The sequence below is a fragment of the Pseudoduganella sp. R-31 genome, assembly GCF_049913235.1.
GTDB lineage: Bacteria > Pseudomonadota > Gammaproteobacteria > Burkholderiales > Burkholderiaceae_D > Rugamonas.
Window position 1 is genome coordinate 665,375 of sequence record NZ_CP183986.1, and the last position, 22,624, is coordinate 687,998.

At 62.7% G+C, this 22,624-nt stretch carries 13 protein-coding genes; 6 read left to right on the plus strand and 7 right to left on the minus strand.

Features of this window, described 5'->3' with window-relative positions; translation table 11 throughout:
- Positions 1–120: 120 nt before the first annotated feature.
- A complete protein-coding gene (locus tag ACN9MY_RS03040; RefSeq protein ID WP_426320417.1) occupies positions 121–2,577 on the minus strand; it encodes a TonB-dependent receptor in 2,457 nt (818 codons plus the stop codon).
- A gap of 139 nt (positions 2,578–2,716) precedes the next feature.
- On the opposite strand from ACN9MY_RS03040, the gene ACN9MY_RS03045 reads away from it, so the two are divergent.
- From ACN9MY_RS03045 to ACN9MY_RS03065, 5 genes are read left to right on the plus strand one after another with little or no spacing between them, the layout of a single operon-like run.
- Complete coding sequence (locus ACN9MY_RS03045; protein ID WP_426167357.1) at positions 2,717–3,694, plus strand: LacI family DNA-binding transcriptional regulator; 978 nt, start codon at positions 2,717–2,719, stop codon at positions 3,692–3,694.
- A gap of 51 nt (positions 3,695–3,745) precedes the next feature.
- Positions 3,746–6,058, plus strand: a complete 2,313-nt coding sequence (locus ACN9MY_RS03050; protein WP_426320419.1) for a glycoside hydrolase family 65 protein — start codon at positions 3,746–3,748, stop codon at positions 6,056–6,058.
- A complete protein-coding gene (pgmB, locus tag ACN9MY_RS03055; RefSeq protein ID WP_426320421.1) occupies positions 6,055–6,726 on the plus strand; it encodes a beta-phosphoglucomutase in 672 nt (223 codons plus the stop codon). The genes ACN9MY_RS03050 and pgmB overlap by 4 nt, the downstream gene beginning before the upstream one ends.
- On the plus strand, positions 6,690–7,952 hold the full coding sequence (locus tag ACN9MY_RS03060) for an MFS transporter (protein ID WP_426320423.1): 1,263 nt from the start codon (positions 6,690–6,692) through the stop codon (positions 7,950–7,952). The genes pgmB and ACN9MY_RS03060 overlap by 37 nt, the downstream gene beginning before the upstream one ends.
- Positions 7,949–8,962, plus strand: coding sequence for a substrate-binding domain-containing protein (locus ACN9MY_RS03065; protein WP_426167365.1), 1,014 nt, complete (start codon positions 7,949–7,951; stop codon positions 8,960–8,962). Before ACN9MY_RS03060 ends, ACN9MY_RS03065 begins: the two co-directional genes overlap by 4 nt.
- Here ACN9MY_RS03065 and ACN9MY_RS03070 read toward each other — a convergent pair.
- From ACN9MY_RS03070 to ACN9MY_RS03090, 5 genes are all read right to left on the minus strand, one after another.
- Positions 8,874–9,962 (minus strand): glycosyltransferase family 2 protein, encoded by a 1,089-nt coding sequence (locus ACN9MY_RS03070; protein WP_426167367.1) that lies wholly within the window; start codon positions 9,960–9,962, stop codon positions 8,874–8,876. The genes ACN9MY_RS03065 and ACN9MY_RS03070 overlap by 89 nt on opposite strands.
- Positions 9,935–11,767 (minus strand): GtrA family protein, encoded by a 1,833-nt coding sequence (locus tag ACN9MY_RS03075; protein ID WP_426320426.1) that lies wholly within the window; start codon positions 11,765–11,767, stop codon positions 9,935–9,937. Before ACN9MY_RS03075 ends, ACN9MY_RS03070 begins: the two co-directional genes overlap by 28 nt.
- Positions 11,768–11,936: 169 nt before the next feature.
- A complete protein-coding gene (locus tag ACN9MY_RS03080) occupies positions 11,937–13,463 on the minus strand; it encodes an alkaline phosphatase D family protein (RefSeq protein WP_426320428.1) in 1,527 nt (508 codons plus the stop codon).
- Between the two features lie 272 nt (positions 13,464–13,735).
- On the minus strand, positions 13,736–17,029 hold the full coding sequence (gene icmF, locus ACN9MY_RS03085) for a fused isobutyryl-CoA mutase/GTPase IcmF (protein ID WP_426167373.1): 3,294 nt from the start codon (positions 17,027–17,029) through the stop codon (positions 13,736–13,738).
- Positions 17,030–17,201: 172 nt separating this feature from the next.
- Entirely contained in the window at positions 17,202–20,732 is a 3,531-nt protein-coding gene (locus ACN9MY_RS03090) for an indolepyruvate ferredoxin oxidoreductase family protein (protein ID WP_426336824.1), read from the minus strand.
- Between the two features lie 216 nt (positions 20,733–20,948).
- On the opposite strand from ACN9MY_RS03090, the gene ACN9MY_RS03095 reads away from it, so the two are divergent.
- Positions 20,949–21,635: a substrate-binding periplasmic protein gene (locus ACN9MY_RS03095; protein ID WP_426320432.1), complete on the plus strand. Its 687-nt coding sequence runs from the start codon at positions 20,949–20,951 to the stop codon at positions 21,633–21,635.
- 4 nt (positions 21,636–21,639) lie between these two features.
- On the opposite strand, the gene ACN9MY_RS03100 is transcribed toward ACN9MY_RS03095, so the two are convergent.
- Positions 21,640–22,569, minus strand: coding sequence for a LysR substrate-binding domain-containing protein (locus tag ACN9MY_RS03100; protein ID WP_426167379.1), 930 nt, complete (start codon positions 22,567–22,569; stop codon positions 21,640–21,642).
- Between the last annotated feature and the right edge of the window lie 55 nt (positions 22,570–22,624).

Consider the following 22,624-nt stretch of genomic DNA (forward strand, 5'->3'; position numbering starts at 1 on the left):
GCTTAGGCGAAAAGGTGGGCGAATACTAGAGCTCGCTTTGCAAGGGAAAAAAAGGGCGCCGCAGCCTTGGAAAATCCTGCGACGCCCGGAGGGGAACTGGGACTAAGGGGGGTTACGGCATCAGAAACGGTAGGCCAACGACAGCTCCCAGCTGCGGCCGAACAGTGGGCGGGCATTGATCGGGCCGCTGCCGCCCGTGGTCAGGCGCGAGTTGCCTTCGGTCAGGCCAAGTTCGTTGGTGATGTTATTGCCGCTCAGGCGGATTTCGATCTTGTCGCCGATGGTGAACAGTGCGCCCAGGTCTACCGTCTTGTACGAAGGCAGGTATTGCAGGTTGGACTGGTCGGCCCAACGGTCGCCGACATAGGTGTACGTGCCGTACAGCTTGAGCGAATTGTTCTCTCCCATCGCGATGCGGTAGGTAGGCGTGAAGCGGTATTGCAGCTTCGGCTGGCGCTGCACCAGCTTGCCTTCGGTCAGCGGGTTGTCCTTGTACTTCGAATCCTGCCAGTTGCCGGACAGGCTCAGCGACAGGTCGCGGATCGGGCGTACCGCCAGCTCCACTTCCACGCCGTCGCCCTTGGAACCGGACACCGAATTCAGGATGGTGCCATTGGACAGGATCTGCTGGAAGGCGATGCCTTCGAAATCGGTGTGGAAGTAATTGATGTAGGCGCTGTACAGCTGGCCCGCAGTCTTGAAGCCTACCTCGTATTGCTTGATCTTCGGCGTCGGCAGGAAGCTGCGGTCGTCGACCTTGGCCTGGGTGCCGGCATTGCGCAAGTCGTCGAAGGCGATGAAGGTGTGGCCCATATTGGCGCGGGCGAACACGCTCATGTCCTTGGCCAGCTTGTAGTTGCCGCCGACGGTGAAGCTGTTGGCGGAGTCGGTGCGGTTCAGCGCCGTGTTGGAGCCGGTCGGCATCGAGGTATTGTTGTTGTAGACGGTCAGCGGGTTGTTGTCGGTGTCGCCCGTGGCCAGGTTGGAGATCGTTGCGTCAAGCTTCTGGCGCTCGCGGCGCACGCCGCCGTCGATCTTGATCTTGTCGTTGACCTTCCACTCGTTGGCGATGAACAGCGCGGTATTGCTGCCGTCATAGGAAGCGACCGGGGCGTAGAACACGCTGCCATCCTTGCCGTTGTTGGACACGATGACGCCGTTGTCCAGCTTGACGTTGATCAGGCGCGCATTCGGCACGGCCGTCATCAGGTGGCTGCTGCCCAGGTACCACACGTCGTCCGACGAGTAGTTGGCAAAGTAGCCGCCCACGGTCAGGGTGTTGTCCTTGATCCATTCCTTGCTGACGCGGATTTCGTCAGTGAAGGATTTCAACTTCTTTTCGACTGCCCACAGGCCGGCCTGCACCACTTGCTGGTTGGCCGCGACAGGCGTGCCATCGAGGTAGGTAGCCGTGGCGGTGGCGCCGCCATTCGCGGCCAGGGCCGCCGTGTTGTAAGCCGACATCGACAAGGGGTTGTTACCGGTGAACATGGCAATGGTGTTCAGGTCGCCGTCGAAGTGGTTGAACTTGTTGGAGACGTTCCAGCCATTGAAGTCCTGCTCGAACTCCATGCCCAGCACGGTGGATTTCAGGCCGCGGCCGTCGCCCAGGTCGTAATTCAAGGTCTTGCCCGGCGCGGCTTCCACGGTGAAACGGCGCATTTCGTTGCTCATCAAGGTGCCTTTGAGCGGATCGAAACCGGGGAATTCGGTGATGGTGCGGCCTTCATCGCTGGAAATCAGCGGCACGCCGGTATAGAAGGCATTCTTGTCGTCGGTGCGGCGCACGTAGAAGGTCGCTTCGCCCTGGTCCAGCTTGCGGGTCAGGGTGGCGGTAACCTGGCCGCCGTCATCGGACGGGAAGCCGGAATCGCGCACGCCGTGGGTGTTGCGGTAGAAGCCGCCGATGGTGCCGTACCAGCCATCGGAGATCTTGCCGCCGTAGAAGACGTCAATGCGGCGCAGCTCGCCGGTGCCGGTGGTGAAGCGCACCGAGCCTTCCGGTGTGTCGCCGCCCTTTTTCAGGATGAAGTTCATGGTGGCGCCCGGCTGGCCGCTGGAGAAGATGGTGCTCGGGCCGCCGCGCAGCACTTCCACGCGTTCGATGGTGTCGTCCAGGCGGAAGGCCGAGGAGCCCTCGAAGAAGGACAGGGTAGACACCGGATACAGCGGATTGCCCTGCATTTGCACCGAGACGAAAGGCGAATCGGAGCCGGAGGGGAAGCCGCGCACCTGGATGTTGGCGCCGGACTGGCCGCCGGTCGATTCGGCAAACGCGCCCGGCACCAGCTTCATGACGTCGGCAGTGCTGATCGGAGCCGCTTGCTTGAGCTGTTCTTCCGAGGCGGTGGTGATGGAGAAGGCCGAGTCCAGCTTGCGCACGCCGCGGGCCGACGCCACGCCGGTCACGACCACTTGCTGGATTTCTTTCTGGACGGCGGCGTCTGCCGCAGCCGGGGCTGGCGCGGCTTCCGCCGCGGCTGGCTGGCCTTCCTGTTCCGCGGCCTGGGCCTGGCCGATCAAGGTCAGTACAGCGATGGAAATGGACGACAACAGGAACTTCCGATGGTTTTTCATACGTGTCTCTTCTTTCGTTTTATGTGATTCGGCTTCCAAGGCCTGACCATTGAATCAAGAAATGATATCGATGTCAATCGAAATGTTATCGATGTCATTTTGTTGTTGCAGGGTTTGGAAATCTGTCATAATGCCCCGCATGGCTGTCAATAAAACTATGGAAGACCTCGCCAAGCTGGCAGGGGTTTCAAAAATTACCGTGTCGCGCGCCCTGCGTGGCAGTCCCCTTGTGACGGAAGAAACGCGGGAGAAAGTGCGCCAGATCGCGGAAGCCCAGGGCTACCGCCTGAACGTGAGCGCACGCAACCTGCGCATGGGGCGTTCATACTCGGTGGCAGTGGTGGTGGAAATGACACCCGAGAAGGGCCGGCCCATGTCCGACCCTTACCCGCTGGAATTGCTGGGCGGGATCACGCAGGAGCTGACGACAGCCGGCTACAGCGTGGTGCTGACCTCGCGCCAGCTGCTGGATACCGCCCCGGTGCAAGGCGCCGACGGCTTGATCCTGCTGGGCCAGGGTTCGCATGGCGAAGCGGTGACCGCGCTCAAAAAGCGCAGCCAGCCGCTGGTGGTGTGGGGCGCGCCAGGGGCGGGCTCCGATACCGTGGTGGTCGGCAGCGACAACCGCAAGGGCGGCATCAGTGTCGCCCAGCGCTTCATCGAACTGGGGCGCAAGAAGGTGTTGTTCCTTGGCGACGTGGACCACGCCGAGGTGCAGGAACGCTGCGCGGGCTTTATTGACGCGCTGGGAGGGCAGGGTAGCGTGCACATCATGCGGCCGAAGGCGTTTACCTTCGAAGCCGGCTTTGATTGCCTGGACTCCCTGCTGAAGAAGAAGGGCTTGTCGTTCGACGGCGTGTTTGCCGCCAGCGACTTGCTGGCGATGGGCGCGATCCGTGCACTGGCCGAGCGCGAAGTGCGCGTGCCGGAGCAGGTATCGGTCATCGGCTATGACGATACGCCGGGCGCAGTGAGCTTCGTGCCGCCGCTGTCCAGCGTGCACCAGTACCTGCGCGATGGCGGCGTGCTGTTGGCGAAGAAGATGCTGGACCTGCTGGAGGGGCGTCCCGTGGCTTCCGAAACCCTGCCGACCGCGCTGATCGTCCGCGCCACGTAAAAATTTTTTATACCGTTTCCAAACCGGTTTGAACGAAACAGAAGGATGAAGATGCAGCACACTTTCCCCCTCGATGCCTGGTGCATCCGCGAAACGTCCTTCGATGCGGCGTCGAATTTCCTGGATGAGACCCTGTTCGCGCTAGGCAACGGCTACATCGGCCTGCGCGGCACGCCGGAAGAAGGCTATGCGGGCCCGGCCGGCACTTCGCTGGACGGCAGCTACCTGAACGGTTTCTATGAATCGGAACCGATCCACTACCCCGAAAATGCCTATGGCCTGGCGCGCAACAACCAGTTCATGCTGAACGTGCCAAACGCCAAGGGCATTGCGCTGTGGCTCGGCGAGGAGCGTTTCGACCTGCTGCAGGGCAGTGTCGAAAGCTATGAGCGCCGCCTCGACTTCCGCACCGGCTTGCTGGAGCGCGATGTGCTCTGGCAGGCGCCTTCCGGCCGCCGCGTGCAGCTGCGCAGCCGCCGCCTGGTCAGCTTCGCCAGCAAGCACCTGTTCGCCATCGAATTCACGGTGACGCCGCTTGGTTTCGACGGCGCCGTGCGGCTCGAATGCACGATCGACGGCGTGGTGCGCAACCTGGAGGCTGGCGACGATCCGCGGGTAGGCTCCGCCACGACCGGTCCGGCGCTGGCGCTGGCCGGCACCGAGCTGGCGCCGCACTTCGCGGCCCTGCAGCAGCGCACCCACAACAGCGGTTTCACGCTGGTGTCGGCCGCCGCGCAGGTGCTCGATGCGCCGCATTCGTTCGCGCAGCGCGCCGAGGGTTCGCGCCTTGTGCAGTCGTACACCGTCGATGCGCACGACGGCCAGGCCGTGCGGCTGGTGAAGTACGGCTGCTATGTCAGTTCGCGCGATTACGCGGCAGACGAATTGCTGGCACGTGCGCGCGCCGAACTGGAAGCGGCGCGTGGCCTGGGCTTCGACAAGCTCGCCGCGCAGCAGGAAGCCTACCTGGCCGAGTTCTGGGCGCAGGCGGACGTGGAAGTGGCGGGCGACGACGCGCTCCAGCAAGGCATCCGTTTCAACCAGTTCCACTTGCTGCAATCGGTGGGCCGCGACGGCAAGACCAATATCTCCGCCAAGGGCGTGACCGGCGAGGGCTACGAAGGCCACTATTTCTGGGACACGGAGATCTACATCTTCCCCTTCTTCCTGTACAACAAGCCGGAGATCGCGCGCAAGCTGCTGGAGTACCGCTACGCCGGCTTGCCCGCCGCACGCGAACGTGCGCGCCAGATGTCGCACGCCAAGGGTGCGTTGTACCCGTGGCGCACCATCGCTGGCGAGGAATGCTCCGCTTACTTCCCGGCCGGCACAGCGCAGTACCACATCAACGCCGACGTTGCCTACTCCATCAAGCAGTACATGGATGCCACCGGCGACGATGCCTACCTGCTGCAATACGGCGCCGAGATCCTGCTTGAAACCGCGCGCATCTGGCTCGGCATCGGCAGCTATAACCGTGGCGGCGCCTTCGTGATCAACGAAGTGACCGGGCCCGACGAATACACGGCGCTGGTGAACAATAACTACTACACCAACGCGATGGCGAAGCTGCATCTGCAATTTGCCGCCTCGGCGGCCGGGCGCATCGCACGCGAATACCCGCAGGACTGGGCGCGCATTGCCGCCGCCGTTGCGCTGGATGACGGCGAGCTTGAAGCATTCCGCAGCGCTGCCGCTGCGATGCTGCTGCCCTATGACGCGGCCCTTGGCATCCACCCGCAGGATGACAGTTTCCTCGACAAGAAGGTGTGGGACTTCGCCGGTACGCCAGCCGAAAAATATCCCCTGCTGCTCCATTACCACCCGATGGTGATCTACCGCCACCAGGTCTGCAAGCAGGCCGACGTGGTGCTGGCGCTGCTGCTGCTCAGCGAACAATTCACGCTGGAAGACAAGAAGCGCGACTTCGATTACTACGAAGCGGTGACGACGCACGATTCCTCGCTGTCGTCCTGCATTTTCAGCATCATCGCCTCCGAAGTGGGCTACGAAGGCAAGGCCTACGACTACTTCATGGAAACCGCCCGGCTCGACCTGGATAACACCCATGGCAATACGCACTACGGCGTGCACACGGCCGCCATGGCCGGAACCTGGCTGGGCGTGGCTTACGGCTTCGGCGGCATGCGCGTGGTGGACGGCAAGGTGCGCTTTGCGCCGACATTGCCCAAACAGTGGCAGCATTACCAGTTCCGCATCCACCTGCACGGCAGCTTGCTGCAAGTGCGCGTCAGCCCGAGCGGCACGCAATACACGCTGTTGCGCGGCGAGTCGCTGGTTTTCCAGCACCGCGGCGCGCCCGTTACCGTTACACCGGCTGCGCCGGTACAGGAGCTTGCATGAAAGCCGTTATCTTCGACCTCGATGGCGTGATCACCGATACCGCCCACTATCACTTCCTCGCCTGGCAAAGACTTGCGCAGTCGCAGGACGTGCATTTCGACGAAGCCTTCAACGAGAACCTGAAGGGCATCGACCGCATGGGTTCGCTCGAGCTGATACTGGCTGGCGCGCCCCGCAGCTACAGCGACGCGGAGAAACTGGCGCTGGCCGACACCAAGAACGAGCATTACAGGACGCTGATCGCGGAAATGTCGCCCGCCGACCTGTTGCCCGGCGCGGTGGATGCGCTGGACTGGTGCCGCGCGCAAGGCTTGAAGGTGGGCCTTGCGTCGGTCAGCAAGAACGCCTTCACGGTGCTGGAAAGCCTCGGCATCACCGAGAAATTCGACTATGTCGTAGACGCGGCGACGATCGCGCGCGGCAAACCCGATCCCGAAATCTTCCTGCGCGCCGCGTCGGAACTGGGCGTAGACCCGGCCGATTGCGTTGGCGTGGAGGACGCCGTTGCCGGCGTGACCGCGATCAAGGCGGCCGGCATGTTCGCCATTGGCGTTGGCCAGGCGGCCACGCTGTGGCAGGCGGACACCGTGATCCCGGGACTGGGACAATTCAAGAATATCATGGAGACACTATGCAAAACCGGCGCATCACCTGGGTCCTGTTCCTGATCTATTTCACGTTCGCCATACTGTTGAACAGTGTTGGCACGGTGATCCTGCAGGTCATCGGCAACTACGGCGTCAGCAAGTCCGCCGCCAGCGTGCTGGAAGGCTTCAAGGACTTGCCAATCGCCGTGGTGTCCTTCCTGGTGGCGAGCTTCCTGCCGCGCATCGGGTACAAGAAGGCCATGCTGGCCGGGCTTGCCATCGTCACGGGAGCTTGCCTGTCCATGCCGCTGTTGCCTTCCTTCCTCACTACCAAAATGCTGTTCCTGTGCGTCGGCATATCCTTCGCGCTGGTGAAAGTGTCGGTCTACTCCACCCTCGGCCTGGTAGCCGCCGACCGCCGCCAGCATGCGGGCATCATGAATACGCTGGAAGGCTTCTTCATGGTCGGGGTGCTGTGCGCTTACTGGGTGTTCAGCTTTTTCATCGACTCGGACGACCCGCGCTCGCAAAGCTGGCTGCATGTGTATTGGGTGCTGGCCGCCCTGTGCGTGCTCACCTTCGTGCTGCTGCTGGCGACACCTTTCGACGAGAGGCTGGCCGCGCCACCGGAAGCGCGCAGCCTGCCGCAGGAATTTGCGGCGATGCTCAAGCTGTTCTTCAAGCCGTTGGTGTGCGTTTTCGTGCTGACGGCCTTCCTGTACGTGCTGATCGAGCAGAGCGTGGGCACCTGGCTGCCGACCTTCAACAACGAGATCCTGCATCTCCCGGCTGCGATGAGTGTGCAGGTCACAAGCATCTTCGCCGCCTGCCTGGCCGCAGGGCGCCTGTCGGCTGGCGTCCTGATGCGCCGCATGCACTGGTACCCGGTGATGAACGCCTGCCTGCTCGGCATGGGCGCGGTGGTCTTGATTGCGCTGCCGATGACGCACGACGTGGTCGTTGCGCAGGGCGCAGGATGGGGCGATGCGCCGCTTGCGGCCTTCCTGTTCCCCCTGATTGGTCTTTTCATGGCGCCGGTCTACCCGGGCATCAATTCCGTGATGCTGAGCTCCCTGCCCAAGCACCAGCATTCTGCGATGACCGGCCTGCTGGTGATATTCTCTGCGCTGGGCGGCACCACCGGCTCGCTGATCACCGGCTATGTGTTCGGCGCCTTCAGCGGCCATTTCGCGTTCTACCTGACGCTGGTGCCGATTGCGATCGTGCTGGTCACGCTGTACTTCTTCAAGCGTGCGGTCGATGGCAGCGACGGTGGACTGGAGGCACCGGCTATAATTTCGCGATGAACCTGAAGAGCCTCGCCGACAAACTCGGCATGTCGAAGACTACCGTCAGCCGCGCGCTGAACGGCTATCCCGAAGTCAGCGAGTTGACGCGCGAGCGCGTGCTGCGCGCGGCGCGGGAGTCGGGCTACGAAGCCAATCCGATGGCGCGCAGCCTGGCCGTTGGCCGCAGCAACGTGCTTGGCACAATCTATCCGCTGCTGCCGGCCGACCTGGGCGACGCCATGTTCCTCGAGGTGGTGGGCGGGATGTCGGAAGCTCTTGAGCAAAAGCGCATGAACTTCATCATCGCGCCCGTGTCGCCAGCGAACGAAATGCCGTCCTACGAGCAAATGGTGCGCGGCCGCCGCCTCGACGGCTTGGTGGTCAGCCGCACGCTGGTGCACGACGAGCGCATCGCCTTTCTCGCCAAGGCCGGCTTCCCCTTCATCGCCCACGGCCGAACGCAACTTGACGCGCCGTACGCATGGTTCGACTACGATAACGAGGCCGGCATCCGCATGGCGCTCGAGCGCTTGCTGTCGCTGGGTCACCAGCGCATCGCCATGGTCAGCGCACCGCTGGCGATGAATTTCTCAGCGCAACGCCGCGCCAGCTTCCTCGCCACCTTGTCCGGCGCCGGCTTGGCCGCCGATCCGCGCCACCTGGTCGATGATTGCATCGACCGCCGCGCCGGTTATGCGGCCGTACAGGCACTGCTGGCAACGACGCCGCGCCCAAGCGCCATCGTGGTCGACAACCACCTTGCCGGTGTAGGCGCCGTGCGCGCCCTGCTCGACGCCGGCATCGCGATCGGCCAGGAGATCTCGCTGATCGTCTGGGGCAGCATGGCCGACACGCTGGCAGATATCGACGTCACCACCATCGACCAGCCCAATGCCCGCGCCGCCGGCGCGAAAATGGCCGAAATGCTGTTGGCGCGGGTCAATGGCGAGCCAGCCGGCGCGCTGCAGGTGTTGTGGCAGCCGGCGTTGACGGCCGGCGCCACGGCCGGCCCGCTGTGCCGATCTTGACCGTGTTTTTGCTGGCGTCGCCGACCAGGCCCGAGGCGTGCCAGCGATTGACCAGGTAGAGCGGGCGTGCCTTGACCTCGTCAAAGATGCGGCCAAGGTATTCGCCGATGACTCCGATGGCCACCAGCTGGATGCCGCCCAGGAACAGCATTACCGCCATCAGCGAAGGGTAGCCTTTGACTTCATCGCCGAACGCCAGCGCTTTCCACACGACGAATACCGCATATGCCAGCGCCATGATTGCGACACCCAGTCCAACATAGGTGGCCACCTTGAGCGGCGCTACTGTGAACGAAGTAATTCCTTCCAGCGCGAAATTCCAGAGGTTCCAGTAGTTCCATTTGGTCGTGCCGGCAGCGCGCGGCGCCCTGCGGTAGTACAGCGGATGCGAGGAGAAGCCGACCCAGGCAAACAGGCCTTTCATGAAACGGTGTACCTCGCGCAGGCGCTTCATTTCCTGGACCACGCGGCGCGACATGAGGCGGAAGTCTCCGGTGTCGGTCGGAATCGCGACGCGGCTGAGACGGCGGATCAACTTGTAAAAGGCCTTGGCGGTAGCTCGTTTCAGCCAGCTTTCGCCATCGCGCCTGGTGCGTACGCCGTAGACTACATCGTAGCCCCTGCGCCAGATGTCGAGCATGTCCGGGATCAGGGCGGGCGGGTCCTGCAAGTCTGCATCGAGCACCACGACCACATCGCCATTGGTATGGTCCAAGCCGGCGCTCAACGCGATCTCCTTGCCGAAGTTGCGCGACAGGTCGACGATGGCGACGTGCGGATCCGCCTCGCGCAATTGCTGCATCAGCAGCAACGTCTTGTCGCGGCTGCCGTCGTTCACCAGCACTATTTCGTAATCAGCGCCAAGCTGCACCATGACTTCCGTTACGCGTCGATGGAATTCCCCAAGCACTTCCTCTTCGTTGTAGGCAGGCGCAACGATGGAAATGCTGGGCATGCCGGCAGGGCGTGGGGTCAGGTCCTGGTGGGTTGGAATATCCATGATTTGCTCGCTTGGTAGTTAATCAGGAGGATGAGTGCCGTGGCGAATACCTGCGCCAGCAGGTAATGCCAGCCTGCCGCATGGAGCAGCCCGACGATCAAGCCATTCAGGAAAATGCCGACGGCTGCCATCATCAGGAAGCGCGGCAGGGCTTCGCGATGCGGCCGTGTGCTACGGAAGTTGAAACGCCGGTTCAGTTGATAGTTGCAAAGCGCACCGGCGGTGGCGCCGGCCATGGCTGCCAACCCGCTATTCGTCCCGAAGCCCTGTACCAGGCCCACAAGCAGCAGGTAATGCAATCCTGTGCCCACGGCGCCAATGACGGCGTAACGGGCCAGCATCAACATCTCGCGCAACACGCTGCGCGTGCTGTCGGACTGGTGGATGCCGGCCTGGCTTGCACGTACCAGTTGGGCGGCGCCGAAGATCGCCAGCAAGGCCAGCGGCGGGACATGGTATTTGCTGCTGCTTTCAAACACGCTATGCAGAACGAAGAAATAGGCATAGCCCAGCACCAGGGTCGAATGCAAAGCGGCGTCACCGGGACCGGCGCCGCGCAACGATAGCGCCAGCAAGCAGGCCCACAACCCATACCAGAAAGCATTGGCGGCCAGTTTCGCCACCAGGTAGGTACGGCTGCTGCCCCCGCCACTGCGCACCGTGACGTACTGCCCGAATGAATCGTCGCCGAGAAACAGTTTTTGTTTGACAGGTATCAGGCCGACAAACGCAGCGGGATGGCTGCTGATCCATTCCTTTGCCAATTGCAGGCCGGTGCGGTTGCGTTCGAGTTCGCCGAGATTGTCGAGCTCCACTTCGCCGCGCCTGGTATAGCCGCCCGTCGCGAGTGGATTGTTGGCGCGGTACAGGTTGTCGCCACCGTTCGACGTGATCAGCAGGAATTCACCGAACACTCGCGTATTGCGCGCACTCCACGGGGCGATCACAAGCGCCATGCCAAGGACCAGCGTAGCCAGCGCTGCGAGGACGGCGCGCCATGGGCGGCGCTGCAGCAATTCATAGCACAGCAGGACAGCCGGGAAGAACATGGTGGATGGCTGGGCCAGGGCGGAAAAGCCGAGTGCCAGGCCTGCCGCGATGCGCGGCAACGGACCCGCCGACCGGTGCGTGTACAGAAAGAGCACCAGCGGCAGCAGGAAGACCAGCAGGTTTTCTTTCTCGGCCGTCACCGCGCAGGCCAGGTAGTTGGGCCAGACGGCCAGCAGGAAGGCAGCCAGGCGCGCCGCCTGCTGGCCGGCCGCGCAGCTTGCCAATCTCCACACGAGCAGGCTGGCAAGCAGGTATAGCGTCAGGTTGCTCAGCAGGACGATGGTGGCGGCCGGCAGCGGCAAGTGCAGCCAAGCGGCCAGGAAGAGCGGATAGCCAGGCGGCCAGAATGCATGCGAGTTGGCGATGAAATACGGCTCACCGGCAGCGAGCTGCTGCCCCAGTTTCAGGTAAACCGCTCCATCAGACACCGTGGTTGCGGGGAAGACCATGGCCCAGGCAAGGCGCAAGACAATGCCGCATGCCACGATGGCGAGCAAGCTGCTGCGCGGGCTGAACTTGTCGGTGGCTGCAAGTAGCGTGTGCAAGCCATGTGTGAGGTGTGCGCGGAAAAAAAATGCGGTTGCCCCGGCTGCGCTGCCAATCGCGAGGCAACCCAGCAGCGCAACGCTGCCCAGCGGCCCGGCGACTTGCTCCCAGGCGATTGCGGGAGTCGCGAGCAGTACGCCGCATGCCATCACGTAGAACAGGAGACGGGACAAGACAGCAAGTCCGGCAGCAATGGGCGGGGCAGGCATCGCGACCTCCGGTGCGTAGATCGATGCTACATTCGTTTGGATGCGTCCTGTAAAATATTATCAAATATATATTTACAAGTGGTAAATAAAGTGTCGTCCTTTGTGTAATTGTGGGGTCCGTTGCGGCGTCTCCAATGTGGACGTGCCGTTGTGAACTTGCTACAACGCCCTATTTCAGCGGCAGGATGGCTTGGCGGTAGGGCTGCGCCTCGTTCTCCACGTACCAGTTGGCCCACAGGCGGTTGCATGAACGCCCGTCCACCGCGCGATCCGGTTCCAGGCTCAGGTAGTTGCGCGCGCCGATGTAGCGGTGCGAAGTGCCGGGGAACTTGTACATCGAGGTCGTGATGCCGCCTTCCAGTTGTTCCACCTTGTCGCCGACATGTTCGAGGTAGAACAGCGCCATCGCGGGCGGTGGCGGATGCACCACGCCGGAGGAGGTCAGCTGGTGGATGGTAACCGGCTTGCCCCGGTAATGCTTCTGGCTTGATTCGATCGCGCCGATGGCGCCCACGTGCACGTCGCCGGAGAGGATGGTCACGCGGCCGCCGGTGCGCTGCGACCATTCCTGCAGGCGATGGATCAGGCGCAGGCGCTCCCATTGGTGGGTGCGGCTTAACCAGTGGTCTTTCAGGTCGTCCTCCAGCTCCTGCTGGCCGGGCAGGGCGCACAGCAGCATTTCCAGCGTGCTGAAGTCTGGGTGCACGACCGGGATGCTGGACATGAGCAGCAGATGCTTGCAGTCTTCTTGCGCCTCCAGCCAGGCGTAGGCGGCATCCCACGATTGCTGGCCCATGACCACGTCCGGGGTGCGCTCGCTGCGCAAGTCGAGCACCAGCAAGCCATAATCGCCGAAGCGGACGGCCTTGGTAAATCCGGGTTGCTGCGGCAGGCGCATCGGAAGCTCATTCTCCGCCGCGCAGTGCTGCTGGAACAGCAGGAAGTAGTCGCGCGCCACGTCGTAGATTGCCTTGAATACGGGCGATTGCTGGAACTTCTCAGGGTAAGAGCCCCAGCCATCGATGATGTCGTGGTCGTCCCACATCATCACCGTCGGAACACTAGCGAACATGCGCGCCACGTGCGGATATGCCCAGACCTTCAGGTAGTTCCCGAAGAAGAAATCGTCGATCTCGGTTTGCAGCGTCTTGGTGACCGGCTTGTTGGCGAGCTTCTTGTCGTTCGGGGCAGCGGCCCAGTCGTTCAGGGCCGTCGTGCTCCACATGGCATCACTGTAGATCTGGTCGCCGCCCATCAGCAGCAGGTGGTAGGGGCGCTGCACATGGTTGTCGTGCATCTTGTTCCATACCGGGTCCTGCGGGATGTCCTTCATCTTCTTGTAGTCGGAGAAGCCGTTGCAGGAGGTGTAGGCGCAGGTGGGGGCGCTGTCGCGTGCCGGCACGACGAAGGTGAAAGCCTGGCCATCGACGATGTACTGGACCTGCTGCTCGCGCGTGGCGTGCTGCTCGATGGCGAACTGCCAGCTCTCGACGGCATGCACGGCGCGCTTGTGCAAGCGGGTGCGCAAGCGGCGGGATTCGACGGCCAGCGTGCGGACTTCTGCTGCGGCACCTGGCAACACGGCTGCCGTGACTGCGGGCGGTACTTCGCCGTTCCACACGACCAGCGCGCTGACTGTCCACATGCCGTCGGCGCAGCCGCAGAACTTCAAGATAGGTCCCAACACTACTGCCATTGCAATCCCCGTGACGTTAACAAATCGTTAAATGATAACGTATCGCGGTCGGGCTTCGTGTGTTCCAGCTAACTGACGGCCTGCGGTGCGAGTCGTAGCCTGTGACCATGGTTTAACGTCACAGGGAGGCTGTCATGGGGAAGTATTTCTTGGCTTGGCTGCTGGGGGTGCCGGGGATTGTGCTGTTGCTGGTGTGGCTGTTCTTCCACTAGAACCGGTAAGCCGGGGTCAGACCCAAGGGTCTGACCCCAATACGCTGCGGCCGCAGGCCGTTACATGTTGCGGCGGTATTGGCCGCCGACTTCGAACAGCGCGGTCGTGATCTGGCCCAGCGAGCAGACGCGGGCTGCGTCCATCAGCTTGGCGAACACGTTTTCGTTGTCGATGGCGGCTTTCTGCAGCGCTGCCAGGGCGGCTGGCGCGGCATCCGCATTGCGGGCGTGGAAGTCAGCCAGGCGGGTCAGCTGCGATTGCTTTTCGTCGTCGGTGGAACGGGCCAGTTCGATGGTGGCCGGGGCTTCCGAACCCTTTGGATTGCGGAAGGTGTTCACGCCGATGATCGGCAGCGAACCGTCGTGCTTCTTGTGCTCGTACAGCAGCGACTCTTCCTGGATCTTGCCGCGCTGGTAGCCGGTTTCCATGGCGCCAAGAACGCCGCCGCGTTCGGCGATGCGTTCGAATTCCTGCAGCACGGCTTCCTCCACCAGGTCGGTCAGCTCTTCGATGATGAAGGCGCCCTGGTTCGGGTTTTCATTCTTCGCCAAGCCCCATTCGCGGTTGATGATCAGCTGGATCGCCAGTGCGCGGCGGACGGATTCGTCGGTCGGCGTGGTGATCGCTTCATCGTAGGCGTTGGTGTGCAGCGAGTTGCAGTTGTCGTAGATCGCGATCAGCGCCTGTAGCGTGGTGCGGATGTCGTTGAAGTCGATTTCCTGGGCGTGCAGCGAGCGGCCGGACGTCTGGATGTGGTACTTCAGCTTCTGCGAGCGGTCGTTGGCGCCGTATTTCTCTTTCATGGTGACGGCCCAGATGCGGCGCGCCACGCGGCCCAGCACGGTGTATTCGGGATCCATGCCGTTGGAGAAGAAGAACGACAGGTTCGGCGCGAAATCGTCGATGTGCATGCCACGCGCCAGGTAGGCTTCCACGAAGGTAAAGCCGTTGGACAGCGTGAAGGCCAGCTGCGAAATCGGGTTCGCGCCCGCTTCCGCGATGTGGTAGCCGGAGATCGACACCGAGTAGAAGTTGCGCACCTGGTGGTGCACGAAGTACTCCTGGATGTCGCCCATCACCTTCAGCGAGAACTCGGTCGAGAAGATGCAGGTGTTCTGGCCCTGGTCTTCCTTCAGGATGTCGGCCTGCACCGTGCCGCGCACGTTCATCAACACCCAGTCCTTGATCTTCTGGAATTCGTCTTCGGACGGCTGGCGCTTGTTCTCGGTGACGAACTTCTCGACCTGCTGGTCGATGGCGGTGTTCATGAACATCGCCAGGATCGCAGGGGCGGGACCATTGATGGTCATCGATACCGAGGTGCTTGGGTTGCACAGGTCGAAGCCGTCGTACAGCACCTTCATGTCGTCCAGGGTCGCGATGGACACGCCGGAGTTGCCGATCTTGCCGTAGATGTCCGGACGGATCGCGGGATCGGCGCCGTACAGGGTGACGGAGTCGAAGGCGGTCGATAGGCGCTTCGCATCCATGCCGGTGGAGACCAGCTTGAAGCGGCGGTTGGTACGGAAAGCGTCGCCCTCGCCCGCGAACATGCGGGTTGGGTCTTCGCCTTCACGCTTGAAGGCGAACACGCCGGCGGTGAACGGGTAGGAGCCAGGGACGTTTTCCAGCATCAGCCAGCGCAGCAGCTCGCCGTGGTCTTCGTACTTCGGCAGCGAGACCTTGCGGATCTTGGTGCCGGACAGGGTGTGCTGTACCAGGCCGGTGCGGATTTCCTTGTCGCGGATCTTCACGACGTATTCGTCGCCGGCGTAGGCCGCCTGCATGTCCGGCCACTGGGCCAGCAGCTTCTTGGCTGCGCCATCCATGGCGTGATCGCGTTCGATGATCAGGTCGTCGAAGTCGGCCACCGGCTTGCCGGCGACAGCCATCATGCGCTTCGATTCCTGCAGCTGCTGGCGTTCGCGCGCCAGCTTGGCCTGTGCTTGCGTTTTCTTGTGGTAGCCGCGCACGGTGTCGGAGATCTCGGCCAGGTAGCGCGCGCGTGCCGGCGGCACGATCACGTTCTTGCCGGAGCTGAAGCGCACGTCCATCGGGGCCAGCACGCCCTTGGTGGTCTTCAGGCCCTTGCCTGCCAGTACCGGCAGCAGGCCCTGGTACAGCGCGGTCACGCCGTCGTCGTTGAAGCGGGAAGCCTGGGTACCGAACACCGGCATTTCTTCCGGACGCTTGCTCCACATCTCGCGGTTGCGCTGGTACTGCTTGGCCACGTCGCGCAGCGCATCCTGCGCACCCTTGCGGTCGAACTTGTTGATCGCGATGAAGTCGGCGAAGTCCAGCATGTCGATCTTTTCCAGCTGGGACGCGGCGCCGAATTCCGGCGTCATCACGTACATGGAGACGTCGACGTGCGGCACGATCGCCGCGTCGCCCTGGCCGATGCCGGAGGTTTCCACGATCACCAGGTCGAAGCCCGCCACTTTGCAGGCTGCGATCACGTCAGGCAGGGCCTGGGAAATCTCGGAGCCGGCTTCGCGGGTCGCCAGGGAACGCATGAAGACGCGGGTCTTGCCGTTCCAGGGGTTGATCGCGTTCATGCGGATACGGTCGCCCAGCAGCGCGCCGCCGGACTTGCGGCGGGACGGGTCGATCGAGATCACGGCGATGTTCAGCGCGTCGCCCTGGTCCAGGCGGATGCGGCGGATCAGTTCATCGGTCAGCGAGGATTTGCCTGCGCCGCCGGTGCCGGTGATGCCCAGGGTCGGGGCGGTGATGGCCTTGGCGGCCTTGGTCAGTTCGGCGCGCAGCTTGTCGGAGGCCTTGCCGTTTTCCAGCGCGGTGATCAGCTGGGCCAGCGGGCGATGGCGTTGCTCGATCTCGCCGTCGCGGATGGCGTCCAGCTGGGTCGGCGAGTAGGTGGACAGGTCGACGTCGCACTGCTGCACCATCCACTGGATCATACCGACCAGGCCCATGCGCTGGCCGTCTTCAGGGGAGAAGATGCGGGTCACGCCGTAGTCGTGCAGGTCCTTGATTTCGCTCGGGACGATCACGCCGCCGCCGCCGCCGAACACCTTGATGTGCGAACCGCCGCGCTGGCGCAGCAGGTCGATCATGTACTTGAAGTATTCGACGTGGCCGCCCTGGTAGGAGGAGATGGCGATGCCTTGCACGTCTTCGGTCAGGGCCGCGGTGACCACTTCGTCCACCGAGCGGTTGTGGCCCAGGTGGATCACTTCGGCGCCCTGCGATTGCAGGATGCGGCGCATGATGTTGATCGAGGCGTCGTGGCCGTCGAACAGGGACGCGGCGGTGACAAAGCGGACTTTGTTCGCGGTCTTGGCCTGCTCAGGCTCAGCGGACAGTTTCTTGGCGTTGGCGAGGTCGTTCATGTTGTGTGTTCCTTGGAACGGGGGAATTTTGATTATATGACGTTTACGTTAACGTCAAGTCAAGCAAAACCGGTAAACCGGTGTCTGACCCGCAGGGTCAGACACCTCGTCTACGCGGCGGTCGCAGGCCGGGGTGCCTGACCCTGCGGGTCAGGCACCGGTTTACCGGTTTTCAGGCAGCGGCCCGATCGCCGTCCTTGAACGCAGCCATCATCTTCGCCTTAGCCATCTTGTACTCGGCCACAGCCTTTTCCTTCACATGGCCAAAGCCGCGGATACGCTCCGGCAGCCCGGCAATCGCCACGGCCTGCTCATGGTTGCCAGCCGACAACCCCGCCAGCAGTTCAGCCACCACAGCACGGTATTCCGTGATCAGCGCGCGTTCCATCTTACGCTCCTCGGTATAGCCGAAGATATCGAACGCGCCACCGCGCAGGCCCTTGAACTTGGCCAGCAGCTGGAACGCCTTCCACATCCACGAACCATATTCCGCCTTGACCAGGTGGCCCTTGGCATCCTTCTTCGCGAACAGCGGTGGCGCCAGGTTGAACTTCAGCGAGAAATCGCCTTCGAACTGGGTCTTCAACTGCTCCACGAAGCGGCCATCGGTATACAGGCGCGCCACCTCATATTCATCTTTATAGGACATCAGCTTGAACAGCGACTTGGCCACCGCGGTCGACAGCTTGTTGCCCAGGCCCAGCAGGGTCTCTTTCGAGCGCACTTGCTGCACCAGGTCCTCATAGGTGGCGGCATAGGCAGCGTCCTGGTAGCCGGTCAGGAATTCAACGCGCTTCTTGATCACGTTTTCCAGCGACTGTGGCATCTGTACCACGACAGCCTGGGTCGGGGTCGCGATCTTTTCCACGCGCTTGAAGTCCACGGCGGCGCGGCGGCCCCACAGGAAGGAGCGTTTGTTCGATTCAACAGCCACGCCATTCAGTTCGATCGCGCGCAGCAGGGCTGCTTCGCTCAGCGGGATGCGGCCTTTCTGGAAGGCGTAGCCCATCATGAACAGGTTGGAGGCGATCGAATCGCCCATCAGCGCCGTCGCCAGCTTGGTGGCGTTGATGAAGTCCACGGACTGCGCGCCGCCGACCGATTCGGTAATCAGCGCTTCCACGCTTTCGGCCGGGTACTGCCAGTCGGCGTTCTGCGCGAAGGTGCCTGGCGGCTGCTCGTGCTGGTTGACGATGGCGAAGGTGCGGCCTGGGCGCATCTTCGACACGGCGTCGTAGGCGCCGGAGGTCAGCATGTCGCAGCCCAGGATCAGGTCTGCTTCGCCGGTGGCGATACGCTGCGCGCGCAGGTGGGCAGGGGTCTTCGCCACTTTGACGTGGGAAGTCACGGAGCCGTTCTTCTGCGACATGCCGGTCATGTCCAGCACGGAAGCGCCTTTGCCTTCCAGGTGGGCGGCCATGCCCATCAGGGCGCCGACGGTAATCACGCCGGTGCCGCCGATACCGTTGATCAGGATGTTGTATGGCTGCTCGATGCTTGGCAGGACTGGCGCAGGAACATCGCCCCAGTCGTCGGTCTTGGCGGTGCCGGTCTTGGTCTTCTTCAGCGTGCCGCCTTCGACGGTGACGAAGGATGGGCAGAAGCCCTTGGTGCAGGAATAGTCCTTGTTGCAGGAAGATTGGTCGATGGTGCGCTTGCGGCCGAATTCGGTTTCCTTCGGCAGGATCGAGACGCAGTTGGACTGGATGCCGCAATCGCCGCAGCCTTCGCACACCGCTTCGTTGATGACCATGCGCTTTGCAGGGTCGGGGAACTCGCCCTTCTTGCGGCGGCGACGCTTCTCGGCGGCGCAAGTCTGGTCGTAAATGATGACGGTGCAGCCTGGCAGTTCACGCATTTCGCGCTGCACGGCATCCATTTCCTTGCGGTCGTGCAGGGAAACGATGGAAGGCAGGGCGGAACGGTCGGTGTAGCGCGACAGGTCTTCGGTCACCAGGGCGATGCGCTTGATGCCTTCGGCCGCCATCTGCTGCGCGATCATCGGCACGGAGACGGTGCCGTCGACCGGCTGGCCGCCGGTCATTGCCACGGCGTCGTTGTACAGGATCTTGTAGGTGATGTTGACCTTCGCCGCCACGGCGGCGCGGATCGCCAGGTAGCCGGAGTGGAAGTAGGTGCCGTCGCCCAGGTTCTGGAACACGTGCGGCACTTTGCTGAACGCAGCCTGGCCGATCCACGGCGTGCCTTCACCGCCCATATGGGTGGTCAGCTTGTTCATCTCGGGGTAGATCGAGGTCGCCATCACGTGGCAGCCGATGCCGGCCAGCGCGAAGGAACCTTCAGGCACCTTGGTCGAGGTATTGTGCGGGCAGCCGGAGCAGTAGAAGGCCGGACGGAACGGGGTCTCGATCGCCTTCTTCAGTACTGCGTCTTTCGCTTCCAGGAAGGACAGGCGGGCCTTGATCTGGTCCTGGATCGAGGCGTCGGCGATGTAGCGGGCCACGCGGCTGGCGATCACGCGCGCCACTTGCGATACCGAGAAGTCAGCCTTCGGCGGCAGCAGCCATTCGCCGCGCGGGGCCACCCACTCGCCCTTGTCGTCGAACTTGCCGATGATGTGCGGGCGCACGTCGTCGCGCCAGTTGTACAGCTGTTCCTTCAGCTGGTATTCGACGAACTGGCGCTTCTCTTCCACCACCAGGATTTCGTCCAGGCCCTGCGCGAATTCGCGCACCGAGTCCGGTTCCAGCGGCCACGGCATGGAAACCTTGAACAGGCGCAGGCCAACCTTGGCGGCCATGGCTTCGTCGATGCCCAGTTCTTCCAGCGCTTCCAGCACGTCCAGGTAAGATTTGCCGGAGGCGATGATGCCCAGCTTGGCGTCCTTGGAATCGATGGTGGTGTGATTCAGCTTGTTCTCGCGGGCGTAAGCCAGAGCCGCGTAGATCTTGTAGTCCTGCATCAGCGCTTCCTGGTTGCGCGCTTGCTGGCCCAGCGGGATAGAGGACAGGCGGGCATTCAGGCCGCCTTCCGGCATCACGAAGTCCTGCGGGAGCTTCACTTCGACGCGGAACGGATCGGCGTCGATCGAAGCGCTCGACTCGACGGTGTCGGCCAGCGCCTTGAAGGCGACGGCGCAGCCGGAGAAGCGCGACATGGCCCAGCCGTGGATGCCGAGGTCGATGTACTCCTGCACATTGCATGGATACAGCACCGGGATCATGCAGGCGGAGAAAATGTGGTCCGACTGGTGCGGCAGGGTGGAGGAGTAAGCGCCGTGGTCGTCGCCGGCCACCAGCAGGATGCCGCCGTTCCTGGACGTGCCGGCATGGTTCATGTGCTTGAAGACGTCGCCGCAACGGTCCACCCCCGGGCCTTTGCCGTACCACATGGCGAACACGCCGTCGTACTTGGCCGGGCCGATCAGGTCAACCTGCTGCGAACCCCAGACAGCGGTTGCCGCCAGGTCCTCGTTCACGCCCGGAACGAATTGCACATTATGCTTTTCCAGGTGCTTCTGCGCCTTCCACAGGGTCTCGTCCAGGCCGCCCAGCGGGGAGCCGCGGTAGCCGGAAATGAAGCCGCCGGTGTTCAAACCGTCGCGCGCATCGCGCAATTGTTGCATCATAGGCAAGCGCACCAGCGCCTGGATGCCGGACAGAAAGACTTTACCGGTAGTGGAAGTGAATTTGTCGTCGAGGGTGACGTCGTGAAGTACGGACGAGTTGCTGCCGTCTGGCATGGTGGCTGTCTCCAAAATCATGATTCGGTGCGTGCCTGGCATCGGTCGGCGCCGGGTAAGCGCGTCCTTGCCTAGTCACAACGCCTGCGGGTGTGCAGGCCTTTTCAGCGGTCAAGTTTACGGTTTACTTTACGTATACGGAAATATGGTTTGGGGATGGGGGTATAAGAAAAAATGATGGCTCGACGAACAATTCTGATGGCGGCAGCAGTGTTTTTGACCAGCCCAATCGGGGCGTTTGCCGGCGTGGCGCGCAAGATGCAATTGGTGACCAGCCATTTGCCCTCGCTCGTGCATGAAAGCGGCCAGCCCGGCGGTTTGCAGGAACTGGTAGCCGAGCTGTGCAAGCGGGCCGGCGTGGCGCCGGCAACCCAGTTCGTGCCTTGGCGCCGTGCGCAATTCCTGGCCACCACCATGCCGGCAACGGCCATCTATCCTCTGACCCGCTTGCCCGAGCGTGAGGCGCAATACCGCTGGCTGGTGCCGCTGTTTGAGGAGAACTACGTGCTGCTGGCTGTGCGCGGCAAGCTGCTGCCAATCGAGCAGATGAAGGACAAGCGCATTGCCTTGCTGCGCGGCGCCGCCCAGGCAGCGATCCTGAAAGAGTTGGGCTTCAAGCACTTGGTCGAAGCCAGTTCAATCGATGAAGTGCACCGTTTCCTGCTGGGCGGAATGGCCGACGCCGCCTTCGGCGAGCGCCGCATCATTTCCGCCTCGCTGAAAGGCCACGGCTCCGGTGAACGCGATTTCGAAACCAGCGTTCCACTACGCACCACCACGGCCTGGCTGGCAGGCTCTCTTGACTTCGACGACACCGACATTGCCAAGTTCCAGCGCGCACTGGAATCAATGCGGGCGGACGGCACCTTGCGCCGCATCCTTGCAAGACATAAGCTGATCTAATCGCTCAACCGAGCAGGCGGGCGCCGGGCCAGGTATTGCGCTGGCAGAGGTCGGTGGCGACTTGTTGCGTCAGCGCGGCAATCGCGTTGGCGGCATTGGTGAGGGGAATGTTGCGCGATGCGCACAACACCACGGTGCGGCTGATGGCAGGGCTGTTGATGCGCACGCTGCGCATCTGGCCGTGTTCGATTTCGGGCAAGACCGGCGCTACCGGCAGGATCGTGGCGCCCATGCCTGCCATGATGGCGGACTTCAGGATGGCGATCGAGTTGATTTCGATGACATTGCCGATCACCAGCCCGGCGGCGCGTGCCATGGCCTCGATGCGCGGCCGCACGCCATGTTGCAGGCCCGGCAAGATGAGGGTGGTGTTCAGGGCTTGCTGCAGCGTGACGGTTTTGTTGTCGGTGAACCACACCGCGTCGTGACGGCAGATGAAACGCAGTTCTTCTTCCGCCAGGGGGGTGGTGGAAAACGGCGTCAACTGGCCGTCGTCGAACAGCACAGCCAGGTTGACACGTCCGCTTTTGAGCTGTTCCGCCAGGTTTCCGGTCAGTTCTTCGGTCAACTGCAGCGTAATGTCGGGATATTGCTCGCGCGCGGCAGTGAGCAGGGGCAGCGCCAGGGCGCCGGAAATGCTGTGCGGCAGGCCCATGGTGACGCTGCCGGAAGGGCGGGCCGACTGGGTGACGGCGGAGCGGGCGTCGGCCACCTGTTTCAGGATCGCCTGCGCATGGTCATAGAACACCTTGCCGGCATCGGTACTGACCACGCCCTGGGCACTGCGGTGCAGGAGCTGGGCGCCCAGCTCTTCTTCGAGCTGGCGTAGCTGCTGGGTCAGGGCAGGTTGTGCAACATGCAATACCAGTGCGGCACGCGACAACGATCCGTGGTCGACGATTGCTACAAAGTAACGCAGCTGGCGGAGTTCCATATTCCCGTAGGATAACATTGTGTATACTTATTCTAACGTTCTTCACGCAATTACT